At 71.8% G+C, this 15,065-nt stretch carries 14 protein-coding genes and 1 pseudogene; 9 read left to right on the top strand and 6 right to left on the bottom strand.

From position 1 onward, the window contains the following. Positions 1 to 40 precede the first annotated feature (40 nt). The 6 genes from ACFYYH_RS23675 to ACFYYH_RS23650 all read right to left on the bottom strand — a co-directional run bounded on the left by ACFYYH_RS23675 (position 41) and on the right by ACFYYH_RS23650 (position 6,520). Positions 41 to 925 carry a ferritin-like domain-containing protein gene (locus ACFYYH_RS23675; RefSeq protein WP_388554391.1) on the bottom strand — a complete coding sequence of 295 codons (885 nt, stop codon included), beginning with the start codon at positions 923 to 925 and terminating at the stop codon, positions 41 to 43. Further along, complete coding sequence (locus tag ACFYYH_RS23670) at positions 922 to 1,617, bottom strand: ferritin-like domain-containing protein (RefSeq protein ID WP_388554389.1); 696 nt, start codon at positions 1,615 to 1,617, stop codon at positions 922 to 924. The genes ACFYYH_RS23675 and ACFYYH_RS23670 overlap by 4 nt, the downstream gene beginning before the upstream one ends. A gap of 378 nt (positions 1,618 to 1,995) precedes the next feature. After that, entirely contained in the window at positions 1,996 to 2,940 is a 945-nt protein-coding gene (locus tag ACFYYH_RS23665) for a carbohydrate ABC transporter permease (protein ID WP_388554386.1), read from the bottom strand. After that, positions 2,937 to 3,923: a carbohydrate ABC transporter permease gene (locus ACFYYH_RS23660; RefSeq protein WP_388554509.1), complete on the bottom strand. Its 987-nt coding sequence runs from the start codon at positions 3,921 to 3,923 to the stop codon at positions 2,937 to 2,939. The genes ACFYYH_RS23665 and ACFYYH_RS23660 overlap by 4 nt, the downstream gene beginning before the upstream one ends. A 176-nt stretch (positions 3,924 to 4,099) precedes the next feature. After that, a complete protein-coding gene (locus ACFYYH_RS23655) occupies positions 4,100 to 5,344 on the bottom strand; it encodes an extracellular solute-binding protein (RefSeq protein ID WP_388554383.1) in 1,245 nt (414 codons plus the stop codon). Between the two features lie 126 nt (positions 5,345 to 5,470). Further along, the gene (locus tag ACFYYH_RS23650) at positions 5,471 to 6,520 is read right to left on the bottom strand and encodes a LacI family DNA-binding transcriptional regulator (protein ID WP_388554380.1); all 1,050 of its coding nucleotides are present in this window, start codon (positions 6,518 to 6,520) and stop codon (positions 5,471 to 5,473) included. Between the two features lie 125 nt (positions 6,521 to 6,645). Between ACFYYH_RS23650 and ACFYYH_RS23645 the strand changes: the two genes are divergently transcribed. From ACFYYH_RS23645 to argF, 9 genes and pseudogenes are all read left to right on the top strand, one after another. Then, positions 6,646 to 8,769 carry a glycogen debranching N-terminal domain-containing protein gene (locus tag ACFYYH_RS23645; protein WP_388554377.1) on the top strand — a complete coding sequence of 708 codons (2,124 nt, stop codon included), beginning with the start codon at positions 6,646 to 6,648 and terminating at the stop codon, positions 8,767 to 8,769. Positions 8,770 to 8,924: 155 nt separating this feature from the next. Further along, positions 8,925 to 9,329, top strand: coding sequence for a cell division protein SepF (locus ACFYYH_RS23640; RefSeq protein ID WP_388554375.1), 405 nt, complete (start codon positions 8,925 to 8,927; stop codon positions 9,327 to 9,329). Between the two features lie 124 nt (positions 9,330 to 9,453). After that, positions 9,454 to 9,804 (top strand): nucleotide pyrophosphohydrolase, encoded by a 351-nt coding sequence (locus ACFYYH_RS23635; RefSeq protein ID WP_388554372.1) that lies wholly within the window; start codon positions 9,454 to 9,456, stop codon positions 9,802 to 9,804. Positions 9,805 to 9,949: 145 nt separating this feature from the next. After that, positions 9,950 to 10,426, top strand: coding sequence for a DUF6099 family protein (locus tag ACFYYH_RS23630; RefSeq protein ID WP_388554369.1), 477 nt, complete (start codon positions 9,950 to 9,952; stop codon positions 10,424 to 10,426). Positions 10,427 to 10,430: 4 nt separating this feature from the next. Beyond that, on the top strand, positions 10,431 to 11,354 hold the full coding sequence (locus ACFYYH_RS23625) for an LLM class F420-dependent oxidoreductase (RefSeq protein WP_388554366.1): 924 nt from the start codon (positions 10,431 to 10,433) through the stop codon (positions 11,352 to 11,354). A gap of 232 nt (positions 11,355 to 11,586) precedes the next feature. Continuing rightward, entirely contained in the window at positions 11,587 to 12,489 is a 903-nt protein-coding gene (gene mmuM, locus ACFYYH_RS23620) for a homocysteine S-methyltransferase (RefSeq protein WP_388554363.1), read from the top strand. Positions 12,490 to 12,502: 13 nt separating this feature from the next. Continuing rightward, a pseudogene (locus ACFYYH_RS23615) lies at positions 12,503 to 12,595 on the top strand (hypothetical protein); the annotation flags it as partial. Positions 12,596 to 12,688: 93 nt separating this feature from the next. Continuing rightward, positions 12,689 to 13,921 (top strand): arginine deiminase, encoded by a 1,233-nt coding sequence (locus ACFYYH_RS23610; protein ID WP_388554361.1) that lies wholly within the window; start codon positions 12,689 to 12,691, stop codon positions 13,919 to 13,921. 113 nt (positions 13,922 to 14,034) lie between these two features. Continuing rightward, the gene (gene argF / locus ACFYYH_RS23605; protein WP_388554358.1) at positions 14,035 to 15,051 is read left to right on the top strand and encodes an ornithine carbamoyltransferase; all 1,017 of its coding nucleotides are present in this window, start codon (positions 14,035 to 14,037) and stop codon (positions 15,049 to 15,051) included. Positions 15,052 to 15,065 lie beyond the last annotated feature (14 nt).

The following is a 15,065-nucleotide window of genomic DNA, read 5'->3' as shown; positions in this document are numbered from 1 at the left end:
CCGGGCCCGCCGCGCGTCCGCCGCCGGGTCGCCCCCCGGGTCACACCGTCAGAAGGCTCGGCGTCGCCGCCATGTCCTCGGGCAGGAAGGCGTCAGGCACCGGATCCTGCCCGAGGATGAAGCGCAGGATGGAGACATGCATCGCCTCGACGGGCGCGATGGTGGCCGCGGTCTCGATCCCGGCCGCGCTCTTGCCGTCGTAGCTGGCGAAGAGATAGGTCTGCGCCGCCTGGTCCTCCAGTTGCAGCGCGAGTTTCGCGGCGTCGTCGACGCTGGAGAGCCGGTCCAGCGCGGAGGTGATCGCCCGCTGGTTGGAGAGCGGCACATCGGTGACGGCGGGCTTGTGCGCGTCGGTCAGCGCCGCGTTCCAGGCCTTGGCGTGGTCGATGTGATGGGCCATGGCCATGGTGACGAACGTCGACACGGCGGGGGGCACGGCGCCGAACTTCTCGGCTCCGGCGGCGGCCAGGATCGATCCGTAGGCGCCCACCGCCTGGTTCTCCAGAGCGGCCGACAGGGCGACGAATCTGAGGTGCGCGGTGTACATGACCGTGTCGGCGGCGGCGCGGGGCGGGAGCATGTCGGAAGGACGGCTGGGCGGGGAGGCGCCCTTCTCGTCGGTTCCGGCGCTGGTGCAGCCGGTGAGCAGCAGCGCGGCGCCCAGGCCTCCGGCGCCCAGCAGGAAGCGCCGGCGCCCGGCGTCGGCCGGGCCGGGGCCCGCCGTGCGGGCGCCCAGGTGGTCCTCGCCCACCGGGCGGCCGCCGCGCCGCGCCGGGGCGAGCGCCCTGAGCCGCTCCGTGAACGACGCTGTCTCCTCGCGCATCGCGGGCAGTGCCTCGTGGTGCGCCTGCGCCATCTCCCGGGTGAGACGGCCGAGCTGGTCCTCACTGATGGGCAGCTCCCAGCCGCCGCGCGCACGTCTCACTTCAGGGCTCCTTCGGAGATCGGCCGGGCGTTGGCGATCGGCTGGAAGACATCGGGGATGGCCGCGCTGCCGACGGCCGCGGGCAGCCGGGGGGCGTCCGTCGGGATCTCGATCAGGCTCTCGTGGCCCGACGCCAGCAGGGACTGGACGGCCAGCAGTGTGGCGCGGTGCTGGGCCTCGACCGGGGCGACGGACGCGAAGAGCCGGCGCAGCCGCGTGTCGCTGACCCGTGTCACGTTCCTGGTGTGGTTCCGCGCGGCCACGTCCTCCAGATAGAGGGCGAGCCTGATCACGTCCGCCGGGGTCCTGACGGTCGGCAGCGACCGCGTGATGACGGCCTCGTACGCCGCGTCGGGGTCGGTCTGGGCCCGGCCGCCCGCCTTGGTGGCGGCGTCGTTGAACGCCTTGGCGTGGGCCTGGTGCTGCTGCGCGGTCGCCTCGATGAACTCCGCGACCGTCTTGGTCCCGTTCTTGACGAACGGCAGGGCGGCGGCGTTCCGGTAGACGCTCACCGCCAGATTCTCCAGCGACGCCGCGGTCTGGAGCGCCGTGATGTCGTCCTTCGAGGCGGCCTCCTCGGCGGCGAAGCCGGTCAGCGCGTTCCCGGTGATCCTGCGGGCGTCGCCGCTCAAGTCCTGCGACCGCTCGGTCAGTTCCTCCAGCAATCGGGTGTCGATGTGCTCCGCGCCCATCACGCCCCCTCTCTGCTCGGCGCCCGCGCCACCGCGGGACTCTCACCGACACATTCGCGAGCAGGGGGCCGACGGGTCGCCGACCGCACCGACGGGAGGGGGTGTTTCACCTCATCGGCCGAGCGATACGGACGGCGGCCGATTCGCTCAGGGGTACGAGCGCGGAGCACCACGGGCCGGAGCCTCACGGACCGGGCGGCGGACCGGGGCCGTACGGCTCCGGGGCCGTGTACGGACGGGGCGGCACGGACCGGGGCGGCACGGCCGGGAGCCTCGCGGACCGGGAGCACCACGGGCCGGGGCCCGGCGGGACCTCCCCGCCGGGCCCCGGCCCGTACCGTCTCCGTGCCGCCCCCGCCGGCCGTCACCCGGCGGTGCTCACTCCTTGACCGCCCCCGAGTTGGCGCCGTTGACGAAGTAGCGCTGGAAGCAGAAGAACAGCGCGGCCACCGGCAGGGTGGAGAGCAGCGCCGCGGCCAGCTTCAGCGGATACTGCGTCCCGCCGCCCAGGCCGCCCGAGACAAAGCGGGCCAGCCCCGTGGTGAGGGTCTCGTACTGGCTGGACTGGGTGGCGACGAGGAAGTGCGTGAACTCGTTCCACGATCCCTGGAACGACAGGATCGTCAGGGTGATCAGCGCGGGTCTGGCCATCGGCAGGACGACGGACCAGAAGATACGGAACACCCCCGCGCCGTCCACCCGCGCGGCCTCCTCGACCTCGCGCGGCACCGACTCGAAGAACTGCTTCATGATGAAGATGCCCGCCGCGTCCACCAGCAGCGGCAGGATCATGGCGGTGTACGTGTCGAAGATCCCGAACGTGTTGAGCACCAGGAACTTCGGGATCAGCAGGGCCACACCGGGCACCGCCATCACCGCGAGGACAAAAGCGAACAGCACCCCCCGGCCCCGGAAGCGCAGCCGCGCCAGCGCGTACCCCGCCATCGAGTCGAACAGCACCCGCCCCGTGGTCACCAGCACCGCGACCAGCGCCGAATTGCTCAGCCAGCGCAGGAAGGGCACACCGTCCCCGGACTCGCTCAGCCCGAAGAGCCGCTGATAGGCGGCGGTCGTCGGGGTGGCGGGCAGCAGGGAGAGCGGATGCGAGGCGGCGTCCGGATCGGTCTTGAAGCCGGTCACGAACTGGAGCGCGAACGGCAGCAGATAGAGCAGGCCCACCCCGACCACCAGGGCGTACCCCAGGAACCGCAGCGGAACGGGGAACCGCGGCAGCACCGGGCGGCCCTGCTCGCGCGAGGCCCGCCGACGACGGGCCCTCGCCTTCCCGGGCCGGTCGTCCGCGGCCGTACCGGTGGCGGTCATCGTTTCCTCCCCGTGCGTACGCCGCGCTCCCGCAGCACCCAGCGCTGGAACGCGGTCAGACAGAGGATCAGGGCGAGCAGGATGAACGCGATCGCCGCGCCCTGGCCGAAGTCCGCGTTGTCGAAACCCGCGGAGTACGACAGGAAGGCGGGCGTGAGCGTCGTATTGCCCGGGGCGCCCTGGCCCATCACATACACCTGGTCGAAGACCTGCCAGGTGGAGATCAGCCCCAGCGTGAGCACCAGGAACAGCACGGGACGCAGCGCGGGCAGCGTCACATACCGCAGGAGCTGACGGCGGTTGGCGCCTTCCAGGGCCGCCGCCTCCTCCAGCTCGCGCGGGATGTCCTGGAGCGCCGCGAGGAAGATCAGCATGAAGGTGCCCGAGGTGGTCCAGACGGCCAGCAGGATGATCGTGCACATCGCGACCGAGGGACCCGAGAGCCACTCGAACCAGGACAGCCCCATGACGGTGTGGTCGGCCAGCACCCCGGCCGGCCGCTCGGGATCGACGATCCCCAGACCGCCCAGGACGAGCGAGAGCACCCCCCGGGGATCGGCGAACCAGTTCGGCCCCCTCACCCCGATCCACGACAGCAGGGAGTTGACCGCCCCGCTGCCCTGGAACAGGAAGAGGAAGACCGTGGAGACGGCGATGGAGCTGGTGACCGAGGGGAAGAAGAACGTCGTGCGCAGGGCGCCCCGCCCGCGCAGGATCCTCTGGTTGACGATCAGCGCCAGGCCGAGCGCCAGCACGGTCTGGAGCGGCACGGTCAGCAGCACGTAGTAGGCGTTGTTGCGCAGGGCGGTCGCGAAGAGCGTGCGGTCGAGACCGTCCTGGGTCAGCAGGGTCCGGTAGTTGTCCAGACCCACGAAGTCGGCCTGGCCGGAGAACGGATTGGACTGCCCGTCCCAGCGCAGCAGGCTCACCCACAGCGCCATCAGGATCGGCAGGACCAGGAACAGGCCGAGGACCAGCACCATGGGGCTGACGAACAGCCAGCCCCAGGCGCCTTCCCCGCGGCGGCCCGCGCGCCGGGCGCGGGCCGTCGCGGTCGTACCGGCTTCGCCGGATGCGCCGTCAGGAGCGCCAGGCGTGCCGGTCGCGCGGGAAGCGCTGCGCGCGCGGGCCGCGCGCGGCGTACGGATGGGCATCGGGCTCAGTTGCCCTTCGCGATGGCCTGTTCGCCGTTGCGCTGGAGGTCGGCGAGGATCTTCTTCGGGTCGGCGGTGCGCAGCGACTGGAGGTCGGTGTTGAACTGGCTCAGCACCTTGTCGAAGCCGGCGATGGTCACCGGGCCCTGGGCGTACGCGCTGCCGTCGACCCATGCCTTCGCGGCGGGGAACTGCTCGGCGTACGTGGTCAGCGCGCTGGTCCGCGACGGCATCACACCGAACGCGTCGGCGAAGGCGAGCTGCTGGTCGGCCGTGGTGAGGGACTTCACCAGTTCGACACCGGCCTCGCGGTGCGCGCTGTCGGCGGCGACACCCCAGCAGGTGCTGAAGGCGAGCGTGCCCTGACCGGCCGGACCCGCGGGCAGCGGCGCCACGGCGTACTTCACGTCCGGGTAGTCCAGCTTCATACCGCCGTCGAGCCAGTTGCCCTCGATGGTCATCGCGGCCTTGCCCTTGCCGAGGGCCTCGCCGCCCCAGCTCGTGTCCACGTTCTTGGCGAACTTCATCGAGCCCGACTTCAGCAGGGACTGGACGAAGGCGAGCCCCTCGGCGTTCTCGGGGGTGTCGGCGGTCATCTTCTTCTGGTCCGTGTCGGTGACCCAGCCGCCCGCCTGCTTCATGAAGACGCCGAGACGCTGGTACTCGTCGCTGGTGACCAGGCCGGTGACGCCGTCGCCGGTGAGCTTGTCCGCGACGGTCTTCAGCTCGGCCCAGGTCTTCGGGTAGTCCTTCTCCGTCAGACCGGCCTTCTTCCACAGGTCGGTGTTGATGGCCAGACCGAGGGTGGAGGTGTCCTTGGGCAGGCACATCAGCTTGCCGTCGTACGTGAACGAGGTGCGGAGCTGCTCGGAGAAGTCGGCGGCGTCGGGTATCTGGTCGCCGTACGCGTAGAGCGAGCCGCCCTTGGCGTAGTTGGCGAACTGGTCGGAGTTCACATAGAAGACGTCCGGCGGCTTGTGCCCGGCGAACGACTGGGCGAGCTGCTGGTTCATGTCCTTGGCGGTCTCGACGGTGACCGTGTTGCCGGACTTCTTTGCGTACGCGGCGGCGGCGGCCTTGACGGCCTGGGTCTCCGCCTCACCCGAGGTGGCGATGAGGACCGTCAGATTCTGCCGGGCGGCCTTGTCCTGGGCCGGCTCCTTGCTGTCGTCGAAGCTGGACGAACAGCCGGTGGCGGTCAGCAGCGCCGCGCAGGTGGCGAGGGCGGCGACGGCCGTGCGGGTGACCATGAATTCCTCCTGAAAGGGATGAAGCGTGCGGCTCAGCGGCCCGGAGGGGCGTGCTGGGAATCGGTGGACCGCCGCCGGGGCGCGTCGCGCGGGCTCCGGCGGCGAGGGTAAGGGTGCGGGCGCGGCTCAGCCGGCTAACGCCGGTGTGCTCTCCCGGACGACGAGCGAGGGTTCGAGCAGGACGCGCTCGGGCGGTGCGTCCGGGTTGGCCATCCGGGCCAGCAGAAGCCGGACGCATTCGCGGCCGACGGCTTCCAGCGGCTGGGCGACGGTGGACAGGCCGGGGGAGAGGAGCGCGGCGGTGGGGGAGTCGTCGAAGCCCACCACGGCGACGTCCCGGCCCGGCACGGCCTCGCGCTCGCGCAGGGCGTGGTAGCAGCCCAGCGCGAGCATGTCACTGGCGGCGATCACGGCCGTGGCACCCGCGTCGAGCAGCGGTCCCGCGGCGGCCTGTGCCGAGTCGATGTCGTCCACGCTCTGCGCGCGTCTGCCGCGTATCGGCAGTCCGTGCCGGCGCATGGCGCGCTGCCAGCCCTCGGCCCGGTCGTCACCGACGCCGGAGCCGCGCGGCCAGCCGAGGAACGCGATCTTCCGGTGCCCCAGACCGACGAGATGGTCCACGGCGGCGTCCGTGCCGGAGGCGCCGTCGACATCCGCCCAGTCGCCTATCTGACGGCCCGACCACATCCGGCCGAAGCCCACGAAGGGCACTCCGCGCCTGGCCAGCCAGGCCTGGCGCTGGTCGCCCCGGTCGGTGCCGCTGAGCACGAAGCCGTCGACGCGGTGCAGGTCGAGGAGCTCCTCGTAGCCGTCCAGCGCCCCGGCGCCCGGCGGCGAGGCGAACAGCAGTACCCGGTAGCCGGCCTCGTCCGCGGTCTGCGAGAGCGCGTGCAGGAACCGGTCCATGACCGGTGCGGTGGTGCCGGGCGGGTTGGGACGTATGCCGTAACCGATGAGTTTGCTGGAGCGCGTCCGGAGCGCCTGCGCGGCCCGGTGCGGACGGTAGCCCATCTCGTCGATGGTGCGCAGCACGCGTTCCAGGGTCTCAGGACGGAGCAAACCGGGGGAGTTAAGGGCATTTGACACGGTTTGCGGGGAGACCCCGGCCCGTCGCGCCACCATGGCCAGGGTCACCGGACCGGCCTTGGGCGAGGAGCTGTCGGGGGAGCGGGGCATGGGTGTCTCCGGAGCCAGTTGTGCGAAAGGTCGAGTTCATTGGAGCGTTCCAACCCCATTGTCAACGTCCTGAAGTCGTCGTTAGGGTTCTTGGAACGCTCCAATGCCTGAGAGGTTCTGCTCTGTTGGATACAACTGTCAAGACCCACGACATAACGAACTCCGTCGCGGGGGCCGCCCCCTCGGCCGAAGGCCTCCAGCCGTTCCTGCACGACGCCTGTGTGACGCTGTACGCGCCGAGCTTCGCGGTCTCGCACCAGGACGGGCAGATCGACGGCGGCGCCGACGGCTTCTACCACGGGGACAGCAGAGCGCTGGCCCGGCTCACGGTGGCGGCCGACGGCATCGCGGTCGCACCCGTGCGCGGAGCCCTTGACGGTGCCGACGGGGCCGCCTTCCGCGCGGTGCTGCGCGGCCTCGGCGAGGACACCGCGGACCCCGCCGTCACCCTGCACCGGCGCCGCCGCGTCAGCCCGGGGCGGCTGGAGGAGACCCTCGAAGTCATCAACGCGGGGCGGCAGAATGTCCGTTTCCGTCTGGCTGTGACCGCCGCCACCGACCTCGCGCCGATGGAGCGCGTCAAGACCGGGGAGACACAGCCGGCCGTCCCCGCCACCGCGTTCGGAGGAGGACTCGACTGGTCGCGGGGCGTCTTCGCCGTACGCCTCGTCTCCACCCCGAAGCCGACCGCCGTCGACGCGCCGGCCGGCCGGCTGGAGTACGAGATCGAGCTGGCGCCCGGCACGAGCTGGACCGCCGTACTGCGCTGTGACGCCGCTCACGAGGACGGCGACCAGTTCCCGGCGCCCCCCTCGGACAGCGTGCCCTGGCGCACCCCGGAGCTGCGCAGCGCCGACCGGCGCTTCGACCACTGGATCCGCCAGTCGGCCGCCGACCTCGACCGGCTGCGTCTGGCCGACTCCGAGGCGCCCGAGGACCAGTTCCTGGCCGCCGGAGCCCCCTGGTTCCTCACGCTCTTCGGCCGCGACTCCCTGTGGGCGGCCCGGATGCTGCTGCCGCTGGGCACCGGGCTCGCCGCGGGTACGCTGCGCACCCTCGCCCGCCGCCAGGGCACCGCCTCCGACCCGCGGACCCAGGAGCAGCCCGGCAAGATCCTGCACGAGGTGCGCCGCGGGGCCCAGGAGTTCCACGACACCTTCTCCCTGCCGCCCCGTTACTACGGCACGGTCGACGCCACCCCGCTCTGGATCACGCTGCTGCACGACTCCTGGCGCTGGGGCCTCGCCCCCGAGCAGGTCGAACGGCTGCTGCCCAACGCCGAGTCCGCGCTCGCCTGGATGCGTGACCACGGCGACGCCGACGGCGACGGCTTCCTGAAGTACATCGACCTCACCGGACGGGGTCTGGCCAACCAGGGCTGGAAGGACTCGGGCGATGCCATCAGGCACCGCGACGGCCGGCTGGCCACCGCGCCGATCGCGCTCTGCGAGGTCCAGGCGTACGCCTATGAGGCGGCCCGTGGCGGCGCCGCGCTGCTGCGGGCCTTCGGCCGCCCCGGCGCCGACGAGTGGGAGGAGTGGGCCGAGCGGCTGCGTGAGCGGTTCCGGTCCCACTTCTGGGTGGAGGACGAGCACGGCCCCTATCCGGCCGTCGCCCTCGACCGGGACAGGAGGCCGGTGGACTCGGTCACCTCGGGCTTCGGCCATCTGCTGGGCACGGGGCTGCTCGACCACGGGGAGAGCGCGCTGCTGGCCGCCCGGCTCAGCGCCCCCGACCTCGACTCGGGCCACGGGCTGCGCACGCTGAGCAGCGACTCCGCGGGCTACAACCCGTACGGCTACCACATCGGTTCGATCTGGCCGCACGACACCGCGATCGCCGTGCACGGGCTGGTCAGGGCCGGGTTCCCGGACGAGGCCGCGTCGCTCGCGGCGGGTCTGCTGACCGCGTCCGCGGGCTTCGACGCGCGCCTTCCCGAACTCTTCGCGGGCCATGGCTCGGCGACCGACGCCTGGCCCTCGCCCTATCCGGCGTCCTGTCGGCCGCAGGCTTGGGCGGCGGCCTCGTCCGTGCTGGTGCTCCAGTCCGTGCTGGGGCTCACCGCCGATGTCCCCGGCGGGACGCTGACCGTGGCGCCCGGGTTCGCGCGGGCGTACCGGCCGCTGACGGTGACGGGCCTCGATGTCGCGGGCGGGCGTCTGGACATCTCGGTCGACGCCGACGGCACGGCGCACATCGAGGCGCCGGCCGGTCTGGAGGTGAAGCGGGAGTACCCCGTGCCGCGTTGAGAGCGTGTCCCCCATCGCGGTCCGGCGGAGCTCCGGCCGCCGCCGGAGTCCCGCCGGTATCCGATCGCCGGCCGGGCCGTGTCGCTGTTGGGCCGAACGGGTGAGGGGCGAGAGGATGGCCGGATGCAGACTCAGTACGCGGACGGGGTGGTCCGGTGAGCAGGTACGGCGGATACGGCGAGTTCGACGCCACCGACGAGCAGTGGGAGGGCCTGGCGCAGGTCGTCCCGCTGCGGGGCCGCGACGAGTGGCCGTCCCGGGTCGACCACCGGGGCGCGCCACGCGACTACGCGGCCGAGAACCGCCGCTTCATCGTGCTGCGGGTGCAGGTGTTCGGCGACGCGCGGGAGGTGGCCGACCATCTCATCGCCCGGATCCCGGTGCTGCTGGACCTGACCGCCGCGGAGCCCGATGTGGCCAAGCGGATCCTGGACTTCAGCAGCGGGGTCGTCTTCGGTCTCGGCAGCGGAATGCACCGGGTCGACAAGAACGTCTTCCTGCTGGCGCCGATCGGCACGGAGGTCGAGGGGATCGCGGCGGAGGCCGTCCCCGGGTCGTAGGGAGGCCGCCGGGCGGAACGGTTCACCGCGCCGCGAGCGCCATGGGCGGGCGCCTTACGGCCCGGCCGGCCCTGGCAGCCGTCCCCGCGCGGGTCCGGCGGGGTTACGGTGGTAGACCTGACCCGTGACGGAACACGAGGTGGCGGGACTCCAGCGCAGACTGGCCGAGTTCGCGGCGGCACGGGACTGGGAGCAGTACCACGTCCCCAAGAACCTGGCGGCGGCGCTGAGTGTCGAGGCGTCGGAACTGCTGGAGATCTTCCAGTGGTTGACTCCGGAGGAGTCGGCACGGGTGATGGACGACCCCGGCTCGGCCCACCGGGTGGCCGACGAGGTGGCGGATGTGCTCGCGTATCTGCTCCAGTTCTGTGAGGTGCTGGGGATCGACGCGCTCGCGGCACTCGCCGCCAAGATCGAACGGAATGAGGTCCGCTTTCCGCCCAAGCGGCCCTCCGTGGCGCCCGATTCCCCGTAACCGTCACTCTGCGGAGTGACGGAGTTGTACACAATGAACCCGCTGTCCAGAGATTTCCGCATTGCTCTGGCCTTTCTGTCGCCATTCCCTCACTCTGGGTAGTGGAGTGCATGGGCAGGATTGTCGTATGAGCGGGGGCTGTTGCATGGATGCGGAACGGCTCATCGGAGTGAGCCGGCATGCCCTGGCGGGGAGCGCGGACGCACTGGATGTCATCGCGGAGGCCTGGCAGGCCCAGGCCCTCGCGCGGGCGATCGGCAGCCGGCTGGCGCTGAGCGGACCGCAGGAGCTGAGGGGCGAGGCGCGCGAGCTGGGCGAGGGCGACGGACGCGGCTGGGGACTGCCGGATCAGCCGGGGCTCCGCCGCGGCGGGATACGGGCGGGCCAGCTCACCGGGGTGCTGGACGCGCGGGGAGCGCTGGCCGGACTGGGCGAGCTGCTGGGCGAGGTGGGCATCGCACTGGTCGCGGTGGCCTGCGCCACGGACGAGGAGGGGCTGTACTGGCAGTGCATCGAGGCGATCGACGCCGCCGACGAGTCGAGCGACCGGGTGGGCGGGATGCTGCGCAGGCTGAGCGCGCGGGAGCGGGAAGGAGGCCGCCGGTCCGAGGGTGCAGGATAGACGCATGGATCTTCGAATCTTCACCGAGCCCCAGCAAGGGGCGACCTACGACACGCTGCTGACCGTCGCCAAGGCCACCGAGGACCTGGGCTTCGACGCCTTCTTCCGGTCCGACCACTATCTGAAGATGGGGTCCGTCGACGGACTTCCGGGACCGACGGACGCCTGGATCACCCTGGCCGGGCTGGCGAGGGAGACCAAGCGGATCCGGCTCGGCACGCTGATGACGGCCGCCACGTTCCGGCTGCCGGGCGTGCTGGCCATCCAGGTCGCGCAGGTCGACCAGATGTCCGGCGGCCGGATCGAACTGGGCCTGGGAGCGGGCTGGTTCGAGGAGGAGCACACGGCGTACGGCATCCCCTTCCCCAAGGAGAAGTTCGCCCGGCTGGAGGAGCAGCTCGCCATTGTGACGGGCCTGTGGGGCACGGAGGTGGGCAAGACCTTCAGCCATGAGGGCGAGCACTACCGGCTCACCGACTCGCCCGCGCTGCCCAAGCCCGCGCAGAGCAGGGTGCCGATCCTGATCGGTGGCCAGGGTGCGACCCGTACCCCCCGGCTGACCGCCCAGTACGCCGACGAGTTCAATATGCCGTTCGCCTCCGTCGAGGACACCGAGCGGCAGTTCGGCAGGGTGCGGGCCGCCGCCGAGGCCGCCGGGCGCCCGGCGGACGCGCTCGTCTACTCGAACGCGCTGGTGGTCTGTGTGGGCAAGGACGACGCGGAGGTGGCCCGCCGCGCCGCGGCCATCGGCCGGGAGGTGGACGAGCTGAAGACCAATGGGCTCGCGGGCTCGCCCGCCGAGGTCGTCGACAAGATCGGGCGGTACGGCGCGATCGGGGCCTCCCGGATCTATCTCCAGGTCATGGACCTGGACGATCTCGACCATCTGGAGCTGATCTCCGCGCGGGTCCAGTCCCAGCTCGGCTGAGTCCGGGCGGCGGGAGCCGGAGACCGGCGACCGGAGACCGGCGACCGGAGACCGGCGACCGGAGACCGGCGACCGGAGACCGGCGACCGGCGACCGGAGACCGGCGACCGGAGACCGGCGACCGGAGACCGACGACCGGAGACCGACGACCGGGGAGCGATGACCACCGCAAGGAGTGCGCGGTGGGCACCGGAGGCACCGGAGCAGTACGCACCGACACGCTGGAGCAGCCATGGAACCCGCCCGCACACTCGCCGAGGCCCTCGCCGGGGAGACCGTCGTTCTCGACGGCGGTCTCTCCAACCAGCTCACGGCACAGGGCTGCGATCTCTCCGACGACCTCTGGTCCGCGCGGCTCCTCGCCGACGGCCCCGAGCAGATCGAGGCGGCCCACACGGCGTATGTACGGGCGGGCGCACAGGTGCTGATCACCGCCGGCTACCAGGCGACGTTCGAAGGCTTCGCGCGGCGCGGTGTGTCCGGGCGGGCGGCGGCGGGCCTGCTGGCCAGGAGCGTGGAGCTGGCACGTCGCGTGGGAGCGGCGGCGGAGCACGAGGTGTGGGTGGCCGCGTCGGTCGGTCCGTACGGGGCGATGCTCGCGGACGGCAGCGAGTACCGCGGACGGTACGGAGTGCCCGTACGGGAGCTGGAGCGCTTCCACCGGCCGAGGATCGAGGCCCTCGCGGCGGCGGGCCCCGATGTGCTGGCGCTGGAGACCGTGCCGGACACCGACGAGGCGGAGGCGCTGCTGCGGGCCGTCGAGGGCGGTGGGGTGCCGGTGTGGCTCTCGTACTCCGTCGCGGGGGAGCGCACCCGGGCCGGACAGCCCCTCGCCGAGGCCTTCGCCCTCGCGGCCGGTGTCGACGAGGTGATCGCGGTGGGCATCAACTGCTGCGCGCCGGCGGACGCCGACCGCGCCGTCGAGATCGCCGCCTCGGTGACGGGCAAACCGGTCGTCGTCTATCCGAACAGCGGTGAGGGCTGGGACGCGCGGAGCCGGAGCTGGCACGGCGACGCCACCTTCGATCCCGCGAGGGTGAGGGCCTGGCGGGCGGCGGGGGCCCGGCTGGTGGGCGGATGCTGCCGGGTCGGCCCGGCCGATATCGCCCGGCTCGGCGCGGCGATGACCGGATGAGAACGGCCCGTACCGGCTGGCGGACGGCGAGCCGCTGTGGCGGGTGCACGAGGCGGTCTTCGCGGTCCTGGCCCTGGAGTCGGAGCCGGTGGACCCCCGGCTCTGAACCGACGGGCCACCGTCGCGCCACCGGCCCCGCGCGGTGAACGGCGCACCCGTTCACCGCGTGAACCGCCCCCGGTGCGGTGAGGATGGGGGCATGGGATTCCATGTCGACTCCGAGGCCGGGCGGCTGCGCCGCGTCATACTGCACCGTCCGGACCTGGAGCTGAAACGGCTCACGCCGGGCAACAAGGACGCGCTGCTCTTCGACGACGTGCTGTGGGTGCGGCGCGCCCAGGAGGAGCACGACGCGTTCGCCGCGGTGCTGCGCGACCGGGGCGTGCGGGTGCATCTCTTCGCCGATCTGCTCCGTGAGTCCCTGGAGCTTCCGGCCGCGCGGCGGCTCGTGCTGGACAGGGTCTTCGACGAGAAGGAGTACGGTCCGCTCGCCACCGGCCATCTGCGGGAGGTCTTCGACGGGCTGCCGACCGGCGAACTGGTCGAGGCGCTGGTCGGCGGGATGACCAAGCGGGAGTTCCTGGAGCGGCACGCGGAGCCGACCTCCGTCCGCTTCCATGTGATGGCGCTGGACGACTTCCTGCTCGACCCGCTGCCGAACCACATCTTCACCCGGGACACCTCGGCCTGGATCTACGACGGGGTGAGCATCAACGCGATGCGCTGGCCCGCCCGCCGGCGCGAGACCGTGCACTTCGAGGCGGTCTACAAGCACCATCCGCTCTTCACCGGTCCCGGGGCCGGGCCCTTCCACCACTGGTCGGAGGGGCAGGACGACTATCCCTCCACCATCGAGGGCGGCGATGTCCTGGTCATCGGCGAGGGAGCCGTACTGATCGGGATGAGCGAGCGCACCACCCCGCAGGCGGTCGAGATGCTGGCGCGGGGGCTCTTCGCCACGGGTTCCGCGACCACGATCGTGGCGCTCGACATGCCCAAGCGCCGTGCGTTCATGCATCTCGACACGGTGATGACGATGGTCGACGGCGACACCTTCACGCAGTACGCGGGCCTCGGCATGCTCCGTTCGTACACCATCGAGCCGGGCGGCGACGGCCGGGAACTGAAGGTCACCGACCACCCGCCGGAGCATATGCACCGCGCCATCGCGGCGGCCCTGGGCCTGGCCGAGATCCGGGTGCTCACCGCCACCCAGGACGTGCACTCGGCCGCCCGGGAGCAGTGGGACGACGGCTGCAACGTGCTCGCCGTCGAGCCCGGTGTGGTCGTCGCCTACGAGCGCAATGTCACCACCAACACCCATCTGCGCCGACAGGGCGTCGAGGTGATCGAGATCCCCGGCAGCGAGCTGGGCCGGGGGCGCGGCGGGCCGCGGTGCATGAGCTGTCCGGTCGAGCGCGCGGCCGTGTAGAACGCGCCGCCCGTCGTATAGCAAGTCGTATAGCAATACGGGCGATCGTATATAGTTCCAGTTTCCGGTCCATGCCACCCACCCCTCCTCTCTGCGCCCCAGGAGCAGCCACCATGGCGATACACCTCGCAGGCCGCCACTTCCTCAAGGAGCTGGACTTCACGGACGAGGAGTTCCGCGGCCTGATCGAGCTCGCCGCCGAACTGAAGGCCGCGAAGAAGGCGGGCACCGAGGTCCAGCGGCTGCGCGGCAGGAACATCGCGCTGATCTTCGAGAAGCCCTCGACCCGTACCCGCTGCGCCTTCGAGGTGGCGGCGGCGGACCAGGGCGCGGCCACGACCTATATCGACCCGGCGGGTTCGCACATCGGGAAGAAGGAGTCGGCGAAGGACACCGCCCGGGTGCTCGGGCGGATGTTCGACGGCATCGAGTTCCGCGGGGACTCCCAGGCCACCGTCGAGGAACTGGCCGCGCACGCGGGGGTGCCGGTCTTCAACGGCCTCACGGACGACTGGCACCCCACCCAGATGCTCGCCGATGTGCTCACCATGACCGAGCACAGCGCCAAGCCCCTGACGGAGATCGCCTTCGCCTACCTCGGCGACGCCCGCTTCAACATGGGCAATTCGTACCTGGTCACGGGCGCGCTGCTGGGCATGGACGTACGGCTCGTCGCGCCGCGCGCCTACTGGCCGGCCGAGGAGATCCTCACCCTGGCCCGAGAGATGGCCGAGCGGAGCGGGGCGCGCCTCACCCTCACCGACGACATCAAGGAAGGCGTCGCGGGCGCCGACTTCGTGGCCACCGACGTCTGGGTCTCGATGGGGGAGGCCAAGGAGGTCTGGGACGAGCGGATCGCCGCGCTCGGTCCGTACGCCGTGACCATGGACGTCCTGCGCGCGACCGGGAACCCCGAGGTGAAGTTCCTGCACTGCCTGCCGGCCTTCCACGACCTCGACACGGCGGTCGGCCGCGAGATCCACGAGCGCCACGGGCTGACCGAGCTGGAGGTCACCGACGAGGTCTTCGAGTCGGCGCACTCCGTCGTCTTCGACGAGGCGGAGAACCGGCTGCACACGATCAAGGCCGTACTGGTCGCCACCCTGGCCCGGGACGGCGCTCCCGTCTGACGCCCCCGCCCGGC

The sequence above is a fragment of the Streptomyces sp. NPDC002018 genome, assembly GCF_042890865.1.
Taxonomy (GTDB): Bacteria; Actinomycetota; Actinomycetes; order Streptomycetales; family Streptomycetaceae; genus Streptomyces.
Note: the sequence above shows the minus strand (reverse complement) of the source record. Positions and strands in the feature narration are given on the sequence as shown.

Bases quoted from the DNA above. Each gene is read 5' to 3' on its own strand.
- ACFYYH_RS23670 (WP_388554389.1), bottom strand. From the start codon at position 1,617: ATGGGCGCGGAGCACATCGACACCCGATTGCTGGAGGAACTGACCGAG.
- ACFYYH_RS23665 (WP_388554386.1), bottom strand. From the start codon at position 2,940: ATGACCGCCACCGGTACGGCCGCGGACGACCGGCCCGGGAAGGCGAGG.
- ACFYYH_RS23660 (WP_388554509.1), bottom strand. From the start codon at position 3,923: ATGGTGCTGGTCCTCGGCCTGTTCCTGGTCCTGCCGATCCTGATGGCG.
- ACFYYH_RS23655 (WP_388554383.1), bottom strand. From the start codon at position 5,344: ATGGTCACCCGCACGGCCGTCGCCGCCCTCGCCACCTGCGCGGCGCTG.
- ACFYYH_RS23650 (WP_388554380.1), bottom strand. From the start codon at position 6,520: ATGCCCCGCTCCCCCGACAGCTCCTCGCCCAAGGCCGGTCCGGTGACC.
- ACFYYH_RS23630 (WP_388554369.1), top strand. From the start codon at position 9,950: ATGGATGCGGAACGGCTCATCGGAGTGAGCCGGCATGCCCTGGCGGGG.
- ACFYYH_RS23625 (WP_388554366.1), top strand. From the start codon at position 10,431: ATGGATCTTCGAATCTTCACCGAGCCCCAGCAAGGGGCGACCTACGAC.
- mmuM (WP_388554363.1), top strand. From the start codon at position 11,587: ATGGAACCCGCCCGCACACTCGCCGAGGCCCTCGCCGGGGAGACCGTC.
- ACFYYH_RS23610 (WP_388554361.1), top strand. From the start codon at position 12,689: ATGGGATTCCATGTCGACTCCGAGGCCGGGCGGCTGCGCCGCGTCATA.
- argF (WP_388554358.1), top strand. From the start codon at position 14,035: ATGGCGATACACCTCGCAGGCCGCCACTTCCTCAAGGAGCTGGACTTC.